The organism is Pedobacter sp. V48, assembly GCF_000523515.1.
Taxonomy (GTDB): Bacteria; Bacteroidota; Bacteroidia; order Sphingobacteriales; family Sphingobacteriaceae; genus Pedobacter.
In genome coordinates, this window is sequence record NZ_AWRU01000031.1 from 60,306 (window position 1) to 77,531 (window position 17,226).

Consider the following 17,226-nt stretch of genomic DNA (forward strand, 5'->3'; position numbering starts at 1 on the left):
ACACGGTATTGTATCCCGTTTTTTGTTTCTATACATTTTCATATTACCTTGTACTACAGCTAAAAAACTATTCATATGCAATTCATAAAGAGACTGATTCCCCTATTCTTTTTATTTCTGTTAAGTGCCTGCGCTAACCAGTGCGAGCAACAAATTATAGAGATAAAACTCAGCGCTCCGGATAGGAATAGCTTAAAGGTACATGCCGATGTAGAACTCAAAACCTCTTTAGATGTTTCAGTCGAATATTGGCCAAAGGGAAAAGAAAAACAAATAACAAGAACTCCCGTTTCGGTCAACAAAAAACATCACCGCATCGTGATGACCAACTTAAATCCCAAACAAGAATATCAATACCGCGTAATCACTCAGACCAGTAAATGCGAAGCCAAAAGCAAAACCTACGACTTTAAAACAACGGACTTCCCAATGTGGATACAGGACTTCTTTAAAGTTTATGCCCCTGATCCTAAAGTAATCCCTACCTCTTTCAAAGAAGGCTATATGCTTATCTACAGAAGAGAAATACCCGGCATTATTTTCATTATAGATGATAAAGGGGCAATAAAATGGTACCATCAGGTAGATGGAACAGGTTTTAAAACTACTCACTTTACCCAAAACAAAACCTTGCTTTCTATTCTTGGTAATGATGAATACCCAACCAGTTATGGCAATGAAATACTGGAGGTATCTTTAAATGGCGATACCCTGCTTCATCTCAAAAAAGGTGAAAAGGATTTTAAGCAAACTATACATCACGAAATTATATTAAACAAGCAAAATCACGTAGTTACCTTGTGTGTAGAACAAAAGATAATGGACCTTAGTAAATATGGCGGCAGCAAACAAGACACTATTAAGAGCGATGGCATTTTAGTAATGGACAGGAATGGCAAAAAAGTATGGAGCTGGAAAGTATTTGATGAGCTTGATCCGTTAAAGGACAAAAATTTAATGAGAGACAAGAAAGACTGGATGCACGCAAATAGCTTAAACTTCGATAAGGATGGCAATTACATCATTTCCTTTTATAACAACGGACAAATCTGGAAAATAGACGCCAAGACAGGTAAAGTGATCTGGAAATTCGGTAAAGATGGCGACTTTAAAATGCCTGAAGGGAGCACGTTTGATCAAGGTCATTCGGTTCACATGAACAATCAGGGTAACCTGATGCTGTTCGATAATGGCACCAGTAAAAAACTATCGAGAACACTGATATTTAAGTTAAACGAAGGCAATAGAACAGCTCAACTGGTTACCGAAACAAAACTTCCACAGGAAATCTATAACGACCGCATGGGAAGCTCTTACCTGATAGCTGATACCGCAATTTTACAATGTACCTCAAAAAGACACACTGTAGTACTCACCAACTTTAAAGGCACTTTCCTTTGGATGCTCAAAAGTAGTATTATGCCTTATCGTGTAGAGTTTATACCTAAAGAAAAGTTAGCACCCTATATAGAATAACACGGAGTAATTAACCGTGTTTCTTTTTCATTGTCATTTTAGCTTTCTGCCCTATTCCGTAGTTGTAATCTTTCGTGTTGCTTTCTTTTTTATCATGAAAAGCACCACCACCTTTGGGAGCTTCAACGGTTTCTTTTACTGTTTTAATTTTAGTAGAGGCTTTAGCAACTTTATCAATCACCAAATCTTCAGGCAAATCCATAACCGGAATTTTAGCACCTAACGACTGCTCAATCTTCCTTAAATCTACCAGTTCCATATCAGTAGCAAAAGTAATGGCCACAATCTCTTCCGGCCCTGATTTTACAACCCTACTTAAAAACAATTCCTTTTGTTCAGTAACCTCAAAGTGGAATAAAAATGGAATACCCGATAGGTCTACACTTGCAGATCCCTCATTTGCTACAATTAAAACCCTTGCTTCAGGGGTATCTTTAAAATCTTCTATATGATCAAAACCCTCTTCATCAAAAAACAGCGGATTCAATACAGAAACCTCACCTGGTTTGGCTGAGTGTATGCTTTTGCCCAGTTTCTGCGCTGTTAATCTCGAATTCACGAAAACTACAACCTTATCAAACACCTCATCATCACGCAACAACAGGTTCAGTAAGTTCACCTTGGTTTTAAAATTAGGCACCTGGTATAACAAAAGCTCATGCGTTATTGCCTTACGCTCTCCAAGATCTTCAACCTCTAGAGTAGTAGGGAAATTCATAAACTGATCAATCATCAGGTTCAGTTTATCATGAACAACAGTGGTAAAAATCAAATGCTGAACCTTACCCGCACTTCTTGCCAATTCACAAACCGGCAATTGCATGCCTTGCTTTACAATCACTTCAGCATCATCAACTATCAGCATCTGTAACCTGTTTAAGTTCAGGCCAAGTTTTAAATATACCGCACGTGCTCTGGTAGGTGTAGCCACCACAATATCAATACCATCAAGCAGTTCTTGAATCACCTCATCCATACCCCCTGTACCATACAAACCGATAATACGCAGATTACGGTTTTTACTTAAAAGCCGGAACTCTTCAATTACTGCAAGCACGCGCTCCTGATCCGGAACCAGAATTAATACTTTAGGAGCCTCATCAGTACTGTATTTTAAACGCATTAAAACGCCAAGCACGTAGGTTGTGGTTTTGCCACAGCCTTCTGGTCCAACAGCAATAATATCTTGCCCGCCAATTATCCTGGACATAGTTTTTGCCTGAATTTCTTTAGCAGAGATATATCCGGCATCATTCATTGCTGTTACCAGCGACTTGCTTAGTTTTAATTTATCTAACGACACAGTTTCCTAATATTAAATTATAATGGCGCAAATTTACGGAAATAAAACAACATCGTTATTCATAGAAAACAGAAAGCTAATACATAGTTAACAATTAGTTTAATCTATAACCTTTAAGTTATAAGCAACTCCCTTCCTCTACTTCAAAATCACAAAACCATAATCCCATTTTCATATTGATTTTACAGCGCCCATCTAGCTTTGCGCTGTAAAAATCAAACTCAAACATGAAAAGAAAACTACTTTTGTTTAGTGTTCTATGCCTTTTCTTCGCTCAGGCAGCCATAGCACAAAATCTCATCAAAGGAGTCGTAAAAGACACCAAGGGCGTGGGCATACCAGGCGTTAGTGTAAGTGTAGCAAATACAAAAAAAGCAACAGTTACAGATTTCGAAGGTAAATACAGCATTCCGGCAGCTGCCGATGCTACACTTACTTTTACTTACCTCGGCTATATTTCTCAAAACGCAGACGTAGCAGGTAACACTCAGCTCGACATTACCCTCCAGGAAGATTCTAAAACACTAGGCGAGGTAGTAGTAACTGCAATTGGTATTAAGCAACAAAAGAAAAAAATTGGTTATGCCACGCAGGAGGTAAAATTAGATGTATTGTCAGAATCAAAAACAATGAACATCGGTAATGCCCTGTCCGGACAAGTTGCGGGTTTAACGGTAAATAACCCTACTGGGATGTTCCAGGCACCAGGCTTCTCTTTAAGAGGTAAAAACCCACTTATTGTAATTAATGGCGTCCCTGTCGAAACAGACTTTTTTGATGTTTCTGGTGATAACATTGCCAATATAAACGTACTAAAAGGCACGACAGCATCTGCTTTGTATGGTTCCAGAGGTAAAAATGGTGCGATATTGATCACTACAAAAAATGCTGAAAAAGACGGGCTTGAAATCAACATCAATACCAACAATATGGTTACTGCAGGTTTCACTGTATTTCCTGAAACCCAAACCGAATACGGAAACGGATCCAACGGCAAGTACGAATTCTGGGATGGTGAAGATGGAGGTATCTCTGATGGTGATATGATTTGGGGGCCTAAATTTCAGCCAGGTGTTAAAATAGCACAATGGAACAGCCCTATCAGAAACAAGCAAACCGGAGAAACCATACAATGGTACGGAAATGTTAAAGGTACCATTTATGACGATAAATCTAAATATGAAAGAGTACCTACTGATTGGGTTAGACACGACAACCTAAACGATTTTCTTAGGCCCGGTATAGTAACCAACAACGATTTCTCGGTAGCCTATAAAGGTGCCAAAGCACAATTTTATGCCTCAGGTAAATATTCATTTCAAAGAGGTCAGGTGCCAAATACCTCACTTACAACAGGTGGCATGAACTTTAACTCTTCATTTAACCTTACCAGTAATCTTCAATTAGACGCTACCCTATCTTACAACAAAGTTAGCTCTCCAAACTACCCACGTTACGGGTACGGACCTAAAAACCATATGTACACCATTTTGATATGGATGGGCGACGACGTAAACGGCAAAGATCTTAGAGACCATATGTATGTTCCAGGCATGGAGGGATACAGACAGGCAAACTATAACTACGCCTGGTACAACAACCCGTATTTTGCTTCACAAGAACTTACACAAGCAACAGACAGAAATGTATTAAATGCACAGGCAAAACTTAGATGGCAGGTAACGCCTGAATTAAGCTTGCAGGCAAGAGCTTCGGGACGTGAAAACAAATCGTTCGACAACATGAAAAGTCCTAAATCGTACATGAACTACGGCGATTCAAGAAATGGGGATTACAAAATGTGGAACAATTCACAAATGAATGTCGATCTGGATTTCCTTGCCTCATACAATAAAGAGATCTCAAAAGACCTCAACTTCACATTAAATGCGGGTGCATCAACCTTCAATAGAGACATACAGCAAGAATACTCATCTAGTGATGGTTTAATTGTACCTTTTGTTTATAGCTTAAACAACACCCAGGGCCCCGTACAGGCAACAAATTACCTGGAGCAGAAATCTATACGAAGTGTATACGGATCGGCAAATTTCGATTTGTTTAATGCGATTTACTTAAACGTAACTGGCAGAAACGACTGGTCATCAACCCTTGCAAAAGAAAACAGGTCATACTTCTACCCATCTGCATCTTTAAGTACTATGATTTCGGATTATATTAAAATGCCTAAAGCCTTAGATTACCTTAAACTTTATACCTCATGGGCAAAAGTATCAAATGATCTTGCTCCGTATAGCATTAGCTCTACTTACACAAAAGACGTAACCTACGGATCAACACCATCAGTTACCTACCCTAACGGGATCATCAACCCTAACATCAATCCAGAGAAATCTACATCCTACGAAGTTGGTCTATCAACCTCACTGGTAAAAAAAGTAGGCTTGGAATTTACTTATTATAATGTAATTGATGAAAATCAGATCATAGATTTAAGCACATCAGAGGCATCCGGCTTTAAAACACGTAAGGTAAACGGCAACAAATACAAAACTCAGGGTCTGGAAATAATGGCTAATTATAGCGCTGTAAAAAGCCAGAACTTTAGCTGGGATATCGCCACAAACTGGAGCACTTCTGTAAAGAAATTAACAGAAATCTATAACAACCAAGCTAAGTTTGGCGATCTGAAATTAAATGAAAGAGCAGATAGCTTCTACGGAACAGTATGGCAAAAAAGTGCCACAGGCGAGGTAATTCTTGATCCAAATACTGGTTTGCCCACCAGAGATAACTTCAACGTAAACCTTGGTCACAGCGATCCAAGCTGGCGATTAGGCTTGCAAAACAAGTTCATGATAAAAGGTTTTGATGTAAACATCGATATCGATGGAGCATGGGGCGGCGTTATGCGCTCTGTAACTATCGAAAAAATGTGGTGGGGTGGTAAACATCCTAGCTCCGTTGAATTCAGAGACGCAGAATACGCAGCCGGAAAAGCAATTTACATTCCACAAGGTGTAGTAATTACCGGTGGCGAACTTAAAAGAGACGTAAACGGAAACGTACTTTCAGATACACGTACTTATAAGAAAAACACAACTGCTGTAAACTGGCAAACATGGAGTCAGATCTATCCATACCAGGCAAGAGTTACTGAAGAAGAGAACAAGAAATTTGCTAATGTTTTTGATCGCTCATTCTTCAAATTAAGAAGAATATCGGTAGGCTACGACCTTGCAAAGGTTATAAAAATGGGCAGTTTAAAATCAGTTCACGTATCTGCTTACAGCTACAACCCTTTGATGTGGAAGAAAATGCCATTACTAGATCCTGATTACGGTAATGACGATAACCTGCAAGATCCATCTGCAAGATTTATCGGCTTCTCATTAAGCGTAAAACTTTAACAGCTATCACATTTAAAACAAAAGAATAATGAAAAAATTAATATATAGTTTACTAGCCGGGGTAATCCTTATGTCATCGTGCAAGGACCAGGATTTGATGAACATAGATCCGAATAAACCAACCCAAACCCACCCTCAGCTTTTGCTTACTAAAATAGAATGGGATACCTTCCGTGCCTACAGTGGTACTTCACCTCTTTACGCAACCCGTATGCTTGTGCAAACAGATGGCGAAAGTGAAGGTCAGTATTTCAAATGGGGAAGAGGTAATTTTGATTCATACTCCTCTCTTAGAAATGTGACCAAGATGATAGAAGAAGCCGGTCGTATTAATGACAACTCTTACATCGCCTTAGCCAAATTTTTTAGAGCTTACTACTTTTACAACCTAACCCTTACTTTCGGCGACATTCCTTATAATCAGGCCTTGAAAGGAGAAGATCAGACAGGTTATATGCCACCTGTTTACGACAGCCAGAAAACCGTGTTTCAAGGTATCCTTAAAGAGCTTGATGAAGCAAACAACATGCTTAAAGGCTTAAACGTGATCATTGCTGGCGATATCATTTACAAAGGCGATGCGGCTAAATGGCGCAGACTAGTTAACTCCTTCAGATTAAAGGTGTTAATGACCTTATCGAAAAAAGAAAACGACAACGACCTGAAAGTTAAAGAAGCCTTTGCTCAGATTGTACAAAGCGAACCTATTTTCGGCAATACAGAAGTCGATGGTGATGGTCAACTGATCTTTCTAGATCAGGAAGGAAGCCGGTACCCAGAGTTCAACTCAAGCGGATTCGGATCTGGTATGTTCATGGCATCTACTTTTATAGAGCATCTTCAAAATAGAAAAGACCCGCGTTTATTCCTGTATTGTACGCAAACAAAAATCGGCAAAGAGGCAGGTAAAGCAATCGATGATTTTACCTCATACGAAGGTGGAGACCCTGCTGCGCCATATGCAGAAACCAGTATTAAAGCCGCAGCAGGTAAGGTATCTAAAGTGAACGACCGCTTTCCAAGCAACCCCACAAATGAGCCATTAGTACTAATGGGCTACTCAGAACAGGAATTTATTATTGCTGAAGGAATTGTAAGAAACTGGATTTCGGGCGATGCCAACCAACATTATAAAAACGGTGTAAAGGCATCCTTTAAATTCTATCAAACCTATGTTAAAGGCTATGAGGCTTACTTAACAGAAGAAAAAGCAAATGAATACTTGGCATATCCAGTAAACAACTTTGCATTGAGCACTACAACTGCCCAAAAAATGGAGCAGATAATTACTCAAAAGTATTTAAGAACATTTTTCCAGTCGGGATGGAGCGCATTTTACGACAACCTTAGAACAGGATATCCTGAATTCCGTCGCCCTGCCGGTGTTACCGTTCCTTACCGTTGGATTTATCCTCAATCGGAATATGATAATAACAGAGACAATGTTTCAAAAGCAATTGAAACTCAGTTTGGTGCAGGAAACGATAAAATTAACCAACAAGTTTGGTGGATAAAATAAGCTCATATTCTTTATAATTTATTCAAAGGATTGATTAGTTTAGGCTAACCAATCCTTTTATTATAACACACTAAAATGGAAACCAGAAGAGACTTTATCAAGAAAGCATCCCTATTAACCGGTGCGCTAGGCATAGCTGGCATCTTACCGCCATCAATACAAAGAGCAATGGCAATAGACCCTAAAGTGGGCAGTACCTTTTTAGATGCAGAACATGTGGTATTTTTGATGCAGGAGAACAGGTCTTTTGATCATGCATTTGGCACACTTAAAGGCGTAAGAGGCTTTAACGATCCTAGAGCCATTGCCCTGCCTAACCAATACCCTGTGTGGTTGCAAAGCAATAAAAAAGGCCAAACGTATGCCCCATTCAGGTTAAACATTAAAGATACAAAAGCAACCTGGATGAGCGCTCTTCCACACTCATGGGAGAACCAGGTAGATGCCCGTAATAACGGAAAATACGATGGATGGCTGGAAGCCAAAAGATCAGGCAATAAGGAATATGCTGATATGCCATTAACCATGGGATATTACAATCGCGAGGACATCCCTTTCTACTATTCCCTGGCCGATGCATTTACAGTTTGCGACCATAATTTCTGTTCTATATTAACGGGAACCAGTCCTAACCGCTGCTTCTTCTGGACCGGTAAAATCCGTGAAGAACAAAATGCAACCTCAACCGCACACCACTCTAACGGATATATCGACGGTTCAGAAAATATTTCATGGGGTACATTCCCGGAGCGTTTGTCTAAGCACAATGTAGACTGGAAAATATACCAAAACGAGCTAAGTGTGGGCGTTGGTCTGGAAAATGAAGAAGATGACTGGCTTGCTAATTTTACAGATAATGATATGGAGTTTTTTAAACAATATCATGTAAAAAGGCATCCGGAACATCTGGTTTATCTGCGCAAAGCAAAAACTGAACTGGAAGCCAAGTTAAAAGACAAACCAGACGAAAAACTAAAAAAGAAGCTTGATTTTGTAACCAAGGAAATAAAGTTTTTAGAAGTAAACACTCTTGATAAATTAACTCCTGAGCAGCAAGATTTACATAAAAGAGCATTTGTAACCAATCGAAATGATCCAGACTTCCATCGTCTTGAGACCATCACTTACGATGATAAAGGCACTAAAAGAACTGCCCAGATCCCTAAAGGAGATGTGTTGCATCAATTCCGTGAAGATGTTGACGGCGGCAAATTACCCACCGTTTCATGGCTAGTTGCGCCAAGCAACTTCTCGGATCATCCCGGAGCACCTTGGTATGGCGCCTGGTATCTTTCAGAAACCATAGACATTTTAACCAAGAACCCCGAAGTATGGAAAAAGACCATCTTTATTCTTACTTACGATGAAAACGATGGATATTTTGATCACCTACCCCCTTTTGTATCTCCAGATCCAAAAAATCCTAAAACAGGGGTAGTTTCAAAATCCTTAGACAACAGCTCGGAGTATCTTTACAAAGGTGAAAATAGTGAGAGAGAAAGTTCTTTAGGTTTAGGCTTTAGAGTTCCAATGGTAGTTGTATCGCCATGGTCTAGAGGCGGTTATGTAAACTCACAAGTATTTGATCATACCTCCTCTATTCAGTTTTTAGAGCGGTTTTTAAGCCATAAAACCGGTCAGAAGATATACGAAGACAACATCAGTTCGTGGAGAAGAAGCCTATGCGGCGATTTAACTTCCGTATTTAGACCATACAATGGAGAGAACATTCCATTGCCAAAAGTAGTTGAAAGATTACCTTTTCTCGAAAGTATCCACAAAGCCAAATTTGCCAAACTACCTAATAACTTCAAAAACCTGGATCAACTTGCCATTGCAGGCATCATTAAAAACCCTAAAGGCAACCCTAACTTACCTAAGCAGGAACCCGGAATTAAACCCGCAAATGCAATCCCTTATGAGCTGTATGCACATGGTGCATTAGACATGGCAAACAACCTGTTTAAAATTGGCTTTACTGCAGGGAATAAATTCTTTGGCGACAGAGCAAAAGGTGTCGGTTTCATAGTATACGCTAATAATAACAACTGGAACTTTACCGTTGATGCAGGCGATACTATAGACTATAACTGGCCATTAAACAATGGCATTTATGATTTAAAAGTGTACAGTGCTAATGGTTTTTACCGCAGGTATAAAGGCAGTGCCAACGATCCTAAAATTGCGGTTTATTTAATGTACCAAAGTGAAAAAGATGGCAGGAGGGTTAATGGAAATGTATTGTTACACGTTAAACGTATAACCAGTGGTGAGCAAGTTAGCTTAACTGTAAAAGACACCAGCTACAAAAAAGCTCCCATTAAAGCTGTTTTAAAGAAAAATCAGGAAGAGATTTTTATACCTATTGACCTGAAATCAAGCCATAGCTGGTATGATTTGACTGTAACTTCAGAAAAACATGTGGGTTATAGTCAGCAATTTGCCGGGCATGCAGAACATTTAAAAGAAAGCTTTACCGATCCGCTAATGGGCCATTTGGTTTAAGGCTTCTCTCCCATCAAGATCAGTAGGGATGTAAAGAGATCGAAGCTAAAAACACTTGAAAAAGTATTGAGAAACACTTGGGTTGGAAGATCGTTGAGATATGTAAAAGATATTTCAATCATCTCTATAACACCCTTCAAGCATTCCTTAAATATATTTCCATTCAAGTGTTTCTCAAGCCTTTCTTCGGTATTTCTCAATTGTTTCCAATAGAAATCAAAAAAAATATCTGTAGCCTTGTAGCGTTTCTCATCGCCCCTGCGTAATAGTAAGATATAAACCAGCTATTATGGACATCAACCAAATACTACCAATTGCATTAAGCTTATGCTTATTTATGAGCTGTAAAAAAAGTGATGACAAAATAGTTTTTAGCGGAACATATACAGGAAAGTTTATTGAAGGTCCAGTCAATCAGCTTGTATCTGTTAACACAGAAGTTAAGTTTAGCGGCGACGGGTATGCAGCTACAAATGGTACTGGTATATTTACAGTTGAGAATTCTTCAAAGATTAAATTTTCCATGGATTATGTAGCATCAATGGATTATGTTGGTAACAAGGTTTTGCAGGGCGATTATAGCTATGTGACTAAAGGAGACAGTTTGATCTTAGACAAGATATTTCCTTCTACAGAACACCACTACACCTTAACAAGCACTATTAGTTACAAAAATCAATATAGATTAAAGCGAATGAAATAATAAATGTCCATCAAACATAACGCCTCAGATGCCGAGTTAATTAAGGAGTGTAAAAAGGGCAACCTAAAACACCAGGAAATGTTGTATAAGCGCTTTTATGCTTATGCAATGGGCATTGCCATGCGCTACCTTATTAATAAAGATGATGCTTTGGTGGTAGTAAATGACGCTTTTATTAAAACATTTAATGCGCTCTATACTTTTAAAGATGATTTAGAATTTAAGCCTTGGTTTAGAAAAATATTGGTTAATACCGCTCTCGATAGTAAAAGAAAGAACTTAAAATACATTCATGATAGTGAAATCCCAGAGGTGTTTCAGCAAACCATGTATCCATCAGCTATTGAAAAACTCTCGGCAGCTGATATTTTGAACTTAATGAAACAACTTCCGGAAACGCATCATGTAGTTTTTAACCTGTATGAAATTGATGGCTATTCACATAAAGAGATTGGTTTAATGTTAAGTATACCCGAAAGCTCATCAAGAACTTACCTGACCCGGGCGAAACAGGCATTGCAAAAATTAATACAAAGTGACCTTATAAAGATATGAACACGTTAGACGATAAATTCAGCAATCATATTAAGGCAGTTTTCGAAGAATTTGATACTGAAGGGGCAGATTATGGCTGGGCTGAACTTAGAAAAGATTTTCCGCCAAAAAGCAGTCATAAGCCACTGTACCTTTGGTTATCGGGCATTGCTGCATCTTTATTGCTTGCTGGGGTGCTCTTATTCAACACTTATAATAATGATTCTTTAAAGAATGTTACGGAGCAAAACAATATCACAAAAACCAATCCTGTAGCACCTCAAAAATCCGACAGCAATTTAGATAAGGCCACTAATAAGCAGATTAATACTTTTGATAAAAGCATTGTATCTGCAAAAATTATTGAAGGAATTGCGCCAGTCAACTTAGCCGGAAAACAGCTGATAGTTGATAAGGTTACTGATACAACCCTAAATAAGGAGCCCAACAGAGATAGCATCAATCTGCTTGCAAATGTTGTTACCGCTAAAACCGATAGTGTAAAAAAAACTAAACCTTCAACACTTGAGTTTTTACAAGAAGAGAATGAAAAAGAAAACAAATCTTTTGCATCTGTAGGTAAAAAAGCCAGAGAAGATAAAAAAAATGCATTATTTGATGTTTATACTGCAACGTTTTTAAATTATTACGCAGATAACCCTGTAAAAGTAAATGCAGGGGCGGGTTTCAATGCAAACATTCGGATCAATAAGAATGTGTACCTTTCTATGGGTGCCGGCATTAGTGAAACCAACATTACTTACCAGAGCTCTGTTCCTTCTTCTTTATCTAATTTGTCGAGCGGTGCAGCAGATGCCGCCCTTATGAACGGTTATGTAGTGGGGGCAAATGGCACTAAATTGGATGCTCGTTTTATTAATATAGACGTTCCTGTAGCTGTTAAGTTCTATCCCGGCAAAAGCGGCAAGTACTATCTTTCTACAGGCGTAAATTCAAGTACCTACCTCAATCAAAAATATTCCAGTTCTATAAGTGGTTTTAATCCCTCTGCAAATAGTTATTCAGACTTTAAAGGAAGAACTGAAGAAAGCAATTTTAAGGGATTTGATTTTGCCAACAGTGCTATTTTTGCTGTAGGGATAAATCAGTCGCTTGGAAAAAGCAGCACATTAACTTTTGAGCCCTTCTTTAGGCCGTCGTTACGTGGTTATGGCGACAAAAATATCAAAATAAACACCGCCGGCCTGAACCTGAAATTAAGTTTGGGTGGCAAGAAATAGTTGTTAAATTTGATGGTAGATTTACCATCTATCTTAAATTAAATATCTATGAAAAAGACCTCTCCAATCCTGACCTTGCTATTGCTGGTTTGTTGTGTTAATGCAAATGCGCAATTCGGCAAATTAAAAGATGCGTTAAACAATGCCGCAGGAAACATCCTTAATAATAAACAACTTAAGCTACTTCAAAGCGACCCTATAACAACCAACTTTGACGATTGCAACAAGAAGGAAACAATGCCTGTAGACTTTGGCGCCGACTCCGTAAAAAAGAAACTCTGTGACTTAACCTCAAGCTATACATCGGCACAGGGCTTTACTTTAAAACCGGGCTTTTATACCGGAACTTTTAAAAGCTTTTGCTTAAAAGCAGGTACTCATGGACCAGGAAATGGCGATGGCTATTTATATGCCCCGCTGGCAGGCCCGAAAGAGACGATTGCCAGAACGCTTATCGCAAATTGGGAACAGCACCCTGAAATTGAACAAAGCAAAGTGCAATTGCTTTTATGGGCAATCATTGCAAAAACTAACTTCAGTAAGCTCTCGCCTGATCTTCAGTTGGTGGCAGCTAAATTGCTTAACAAAAATGATATTTCGGCCTTAAGCAGCAGCATAATGGATTATTTATCGAGCGAAGCGATGTTAAAAATAACTGCCAACCTACCTGAACCTGCCAAGACCATTGTAGAAATTGAAAACAAAATGAGAGGACTGTTATATCAGGCCAATTCATCGTACGATCAGATTGAACAATTGGCAATGCTTAGTGGTAGTGCTGTTCCAAATACAGATTTCCCAAGGGGGATATGGGGTTTGCATCCTGATGGTTATTATATTAAATACCTGCCTCATTCTTATACCAGAACGGAAGTGGTTATTTATGTCCCTAAAACAATTGCAACTGTAAATTATCTGCCTGTTGGTATGGTTGCCGTACCTGCAAGCAGGGGTTGTCAGCGTTTAGGGCAGTCTAATTTATTGGCTTGCGAGAATTAACATCGTACACATCCCTATATGAATGTTTCTGATATTATTAATTACCGTCTCTTTAATCAGCAGATTGCCAAAACTTCATTTAGTACTCCTCAGGAAATTGTAAGCTGGATGGTGGCCATGCAGGCGCAGGAATATGCAATGTCGAAATGGGCAATTGGTTTGCGGCTAAACGATGTTACCGATGCGGATGTAGAAAAAGCCTTTAATGATGGCCAAATACTGAGAACTCACTTGCTTCGCCCTACCTGGCATTTTGCAACTCCAGAAGACATTAGATGGTTACTTGAGCTTACTGCTCCCAGAATCCGTAAAGCCATGGCTTATTACGAAAGGGAGCTTGAACTTGACGGCAATCTTTTTAACAAATGCAATGATATTATTGGTAAGGCATTAACCGGTGGCCATCACCTTACCCGACTTGAGTTGAGTGATCTGTTTCAAAATAATGGGATCAGTTTAAATGGCAGACAAATGGGTCATGTAATGATGAATGCGGAGATGGACTGTTTGGTGTGTAGCGGCAGGCGCGAAGGCAAACAATTTACTTATGCTTTGTTTGATGAAAGAGCGTCGACTGCGATCTCGATAGCTAGAGATAAGGCTTTATTATTGCTAGCCGAACGATATTTTGCAAGCAGAGGGCCTGCTACACTTAAGGATTTCTCAGTTTGGTCTGGCCTAACTATTACCGACGCGAAAAAAGCTGGTGCCATGCTTGATAGTAAGGTATTTATCAAAGAGGTATTTGAGGGTAATGAATATCTGCTAAAAAGGGAAACATTGGAACTGGCATTGGATGCTTCCTTAGCTAAAAAAATTCAAAAGAGTTTCCTGATGCCTGATTACGATGAGTATGGCATGGGATACATTGATCGCACTGCGATATTTAATCCGATAAAGTTAAGTAGTGAGTTTAGAAAGAAAAACCCTGTGTTCGACAGAATGATTATTGTTGATGGCATAATTGAGGGGACATGGAGAAGGACTATAAAAGGCAAATCTGTAATTGTTGAGACGTATCTTTTTAGGGAATTAAACAAAGTAAAATCAGAGGCTGTTAAGAAATCGGCAAACAGATTTGTTAAGTTTACAGGTAATAGTGAATGATTTGCATTAGATATAAATAGACCACCAAAATGACTTCAACTGAGTTAGAAAAACTACGTTACCCGATTGGAAAGTTTGAGCAACCTGCTCAAATCACTAAAGCTTTATTGGATGGTTATATAGCTACTATTGCTTCGTTTCCTGAAGTTTTAAGGAAAGAGGTAGCTCATTTAACCGATGCGCAGCTAGACACTCCTTACAGACCAGGAGGCTGGACTGTGAGACAGGTAGTTCATCATTGTGCCGACAGCCACATGAACAGCCAGATAAGACTTAAATGGGCTTTGACCGAGGATAGCCCTGTAATTAAAGCCTACTATGAGGAAAGATGGGCTGAACTTGCAGATAGCAAGGGATTGCCGGTTGAATCGAGCCTGAGGATATTAGATGGGTTGCATCAGCGATGGGTGTTTCTACTAAATTCACTTAGTGCAGAAGAATTGGAAAGAGATTTTATACATCCTGAACATGGCAGAAGTATAAAGATCAATGAAAATACGGGTTTATATGACTGGCATTGCTGTCATCACCTTGCTCATATTACTGAATTGAAAAAGAGACAAAGCTGGTAACTAGCTTTCTATTTAAACCTGATTGCTTTTAAAGGGCTTATTCTGCTCACCAATAACGAAGGTATAATAAGTACCACAAAGCAGATTACAATTGTAGAGATGTTTAGTAGCAGCACATCGGTAAATTGTATTTCAATTGGCACATATGCGAGGTAATAAGAGGTTTGATCTAATTTAAAGATATGGGTATGGGTTTGCAGAAAGGCTAAGCCAAGTCCCAGAACGTTACCGAGTATAACCCCGATTCCGACCAGGTAAAGTGCATTATAAAGGAATATTTTCATTACACTAAAATCGGTCATGCCGAAGGTTTTTAGCATACCGATCATATTGGTACGTTCCAGTATCATGATCAACAAAGCAGTAATCATATTGATTACGCCCACTACCATCATTAACGCCAGGATAATTTTTGTGTTTACATCTAACAGGGATAGCCAGGTAAAAATTGCCGGAAAATAGTCTTGAACAGATTCTGACTTCAGCTTTGTTTCCAGTTCTGTGTAAATGTTGGTTGAAACGGTTTTTAGATTGGCAAAATTCTTAATTCTGATCTCTATCCCTCCTATTTCATTCGGTTTCCAGTTGTTTAAACGGCGGATCAGATTAAGATCGCCCATTACAAAGCCTTTGTCGATCTCTTCTACACCGATATCATAAATTCCTACTATTTTAAATGGTCGCCTGCGAGGAGGATCCTGTACGAAATGCATGATAAAGTCATCGCCTGTTTTTAGTTTAAGGCGATTGGCAGTAAATTGAGATATCATGATTTGCTTAGTGGCGGCAGCACTATCAGCAAAGTTTATAACTGTTCCGCTTACCAGGTGTTTACGTATGTAATCCCAGTTAAAGGTCTTATCTATGCCTTTAAAATTTATGCCTTCAACTTCATCATTAGCAGAAATGATGGCTGGTTTTGTAGCATAGGGTTGAAAATATTCGATATCGGGATTGCTTTTGAGCTTGGCAATAGTTTCTGGTTCAGGTACAAAAGGCGACAGTTCAAATGAATTGTTAAGATCGAACTTAAAAATCCTTACATCGCCAATGTAACCTCTTACTTTTTCCTGTATTTCGCTTTTAAAGCCTTTAATAATAGCGACAGAAAGCATCATTACAGCAAGACTGAGCATTACCCCTGCTATAGCAATACGAACTATTAGTTTTGAGAATGTGCGCTCAGATTTTACGGCGATACGCCCTGCTATGAAATATTCTGTATTCAACCTCTTGCAATAAATTGTAACGTAGCAACAATGCTTATTTTAAAAAGCACATTTTGTCTCTTTTCTACTATCATTTCTGGTTGTAAAAATGCAATTTTTATTTCATTAATTATTCTGTTAATTCCAAATGGAATTAACAATTAAATCCATATTCTTAGATGTTCGCCTTTTAATTCTTGTTGCTCAATTCAAAGCGAGTAAGAACCCGAAAGTTACTCCTCTGTTTAATGGTGTTATCATATGTAGCGTTTTGCATTCTCAACTCGTACAAATACTAACAGACTTAAATTACAATAAAATTAATGAAACTAAATACGTTTTATATTTATGGTATTACTGGTTTGGCCTACTATGATACAAACATTGCCTAACAGAAAAATCTTAAAATCTATGCTTAGAACAAGGTACTATCTAATCTCATTGCTTTTATTTCTGATCTGCCTTTATGCTGTTCTTATGTTGAGGGCTAGTGTAGATCTGGATAAAGTTATCGCTGCTGTAAAAATTATAGTTTTCCCTGCTTTGGTGTGCCTGCTGGTTATGCTGCTGCTGCCATTGTCATTATACCTTTTGTACAAAGGCAATAGTACGGGTAGGGTCAAAAAGCATGTCAGATTTCGATAGTGATAATAACTTTTGCATGTGGCGTAACCCAAAATATTTCTAT

At 38.7% G+C, this 17,226-nt stretch carries 12 protein-coding genes; 10 read left to right on the forward strand and 2 right to left on the reverse strand.

The window, feature by feature from the left end:
- The first annotated feature begins 75 nt into the window (after positions 1 to 75).
- Positions 76 to 1,476, forward strand: coding sequence for an aryl-sulfate sulfotransferase (locus tag N824_RS20785; protein ID WP_048907070.1), 1,401 nt, complete (start codon positions 76 to 78; stop codon positions 1,474 to 1,476).
- 10 nt (positions 1,477 to 1,486) lie between these two features.
- Here N824_RS20785 and N824_RS20790 read toward each other — a convergent pair whose 3' ends face one another.
- Positions 1,487 to 2,779, reverse strand: coding sequence for a DEAD/DEAH box helicase (locus N824_RS20790; RefSeq protein WP_048907071.1), 1,293 nt, complete (start codon positions 2,777 to 2,779; stop codon positions 1,487 to 1,489).
- Positions 2,780 to 3,006: 227 nt separating this feature from the next.
- Between N824_RS20790 and N824_RS20795 the strand changes: the two genes are divergently transcribed.
- The 9 genes from N824_RS20795 to N824_RS20840 all read left to right on the forward strand — a co-directional run bounded on the left by N824_RS20795 (position 3,007) and on the right by N824_RS20840 (position 15,330).
- A complete protein-coding gene (locus N824_RS20795; RefSeq protein ID WP_048907072.1) occupies positions 3,007 to 6,150 on the forward strand; it encodes a SusC/RagA family TonB-linked outer membrane protein in 3,144 nt (1,047 codons plus the stop codon).
- Positions 6,151 to 6,178: 28 nt separating this feature from the next.
- Positions 6,179 to 7,669, forward strand: coding sequence for a SusD/RagB family nutrient-binding outer membrane lipoprotein (locus tag N824_RS20800; protein ID WP_048907073.1), 1,491 nt, complete (start codon positions 6,179 to 6,181; stop codon positions 7,667 to 7,669).
- A gap of 75 nt (positions 7,670 to 7,744) precedes the next feature.
- The gene (locus N824_RS20805; protein ID WP_048907074.1) at positions 7,745 to 10,174 is read left to right on the forward strand and encodes a phosphocholine-specific phospholipase C; all 2,430 of its coding nucleotides are present in this window, start codon (positions 7,745 to 7,747) and stop codon (positions 10,172 to 10,174) included.
- Between the two features lie 289 nt (positions 10,175 to 10,463).
- Positions 10,464 to 10,877, forward strand: coding sequence for a hypothetical protein (locus N824_RS20815; protein WP_152542433.1), 414 nt, complete (start codon positions 10,464 to 10,466; stop codon positions 10,875 to 10,877).
- Between the two features lie 3 nt (positions 10,878 to 10,880).
- Positions 10,881 to 11,432: an RNA polymerase sigma factor gene (locus N824_RS20820; RefSeq protein WP_048907077.1), complete on the forward strand. Its 552-nt coding sequence runs from the start codon at positions 10,881 to 10,883 to the stop codon at positions 11,430 to 11,432.
- On the forward strand, positions 11,429 to 12,652 hold the full coding sequence (locus N824_RS20825; protein WP_048907078.1) for a hypothetical protein: 1,224 nt from the start codon (positions 11,429 to 11,431) through the stop codon (positions 12,650 to 12,652). The genes N824_RS20820 and N824_RS20825 overlap by 4 nt, the downstream gene beginning before the upstream one ends.
- A 48-nt stretch (positions 12,653 to 12,700) precedes the next feature.
- Entirely contained in the window at positions 12,701 to 13,651 is a 951-nt protein-coding gene (locus N824_RS20830) for a hypothetical protein (RefSeq protein ID WP_048907079.1), read from the forward strand.
- Positions 13,652 to 13,669: 18 nt separating this feature from the next.
- On the forward strand, positions 13,670 to 14,758 hold the full coding sequence (locus N824_RS20835) for a winged helix DNA-binding domain-containing protein (RefSeq protein WP_048907080.1): 1,089 nt from the start codon (positions 13,670 to 13,672) through the stop codon (positions 14,756 to 14,758).
- A 29-nt stretch (positions 14,759 to 14,787) separates the two neighbouring features.
- On the forward strand, positions 14,788 to 15,330 hold the full coding sequence (locus tag N824_RS20840; RefSeq protein ID WP_048907081.1) for a YfiT family bacillithiol transferase: 543 nt from the start codon (positions 14,788 to 14,790) through the stop codon (positions 15,328 to 15,330).
- 8 nt (positions 15,331 to 15,338) lie between these two features.
- Here the strand turns inward: N824_RS20840 and N824_RS20845 are convergent, their stop codons facing one another.
- Positions 15,339 to 16,559, reverse strand: a complete 1,221-nt coding sequence (locus N824_RS20845; RefSeq protein WP_048907082.1) for an FtsX-like permease family protein — start codon at positions 16,557 to 16,559, stop codon at positions 15,339 to 15,341.
- Positions 16,560 to 17,226: the final 667 nt, after the last annotated feature.

What these genes read in the sequence shown, in the direction of transcription:
- N824_RS20795 (WP_048907072.1), top strand. Translation starts at nt 3,007, where the DNA reads ATGAAAAGAAAACTACTTTTGTTTAGTGTTCTATGCCTTTTCTTCGCT.
- N824_RS20825 (WP_048907078.1), top strand. Translation starts at nt 11,429, where the DNA reads ATGAACACGTTAGACGATAAATTCAGCAATCATATTAAGGCAGTTTTC.
- N824_RS20830 (WP_048907079.1), top strand. Translation starts at nt 12,701, where the DNA reads ATGAAAAAGACCTCTCCAATCCTGACCTTGCTATTGCTGGTTTGTTGT.
- N824_RS20805 (WP_048907074.1), top strand. Translation starts at nt 7,745, where the DNA reads ATGGAAACCAGAAGAGACTTTATCAAGAAAGCATCCCTATTAACCGGT.
- N824_RS20835 (WP_048907080.1), top strand. Translation starts at nt 13,670, where the DNA reads ATGAATGTTTCTGATATTATTAATTACCGTCTCTTTAATCAGCAGATT.
- N824_RS20800 (WP_048907073.1), top strand. Translation starts at nt 6,179, where the DNA reads ATGAAAAAATTAATATATAGTTTACTAGCCGGGGTAATCCTTATGTCA.
- N824_RS20785 (WP_048907070.1), top strand. Translation starts at nt 76, where the DNA reads ATGCAATTCATAAAGAGACTGATTCCCCTATTCTTTTTATTTCTGTTA.
- N824_RS20815 (WP_152542433.1), top strand. Translation starts at nt 10,464, where the DNA reads ATGGACATCAACCAAATACTACCAATTGCATTAAGCTTATGCTTATTT.
- N824_RS20840 (WP_048907081.1), top strand. Translation starts at nt 14,788, where the DNA reads ATGACTTCAACTGAGTTAGAAAAACTACGTTACCCGATTGGAAAGTTT.
- N824_RS20820 (WP_048907077.1), top strand. Translation starts at nt 10,881, where the DNA reads ATGTCCATCAAACATAACGCCTCAGATGCCGAGTTAATTAAGGAGTGT.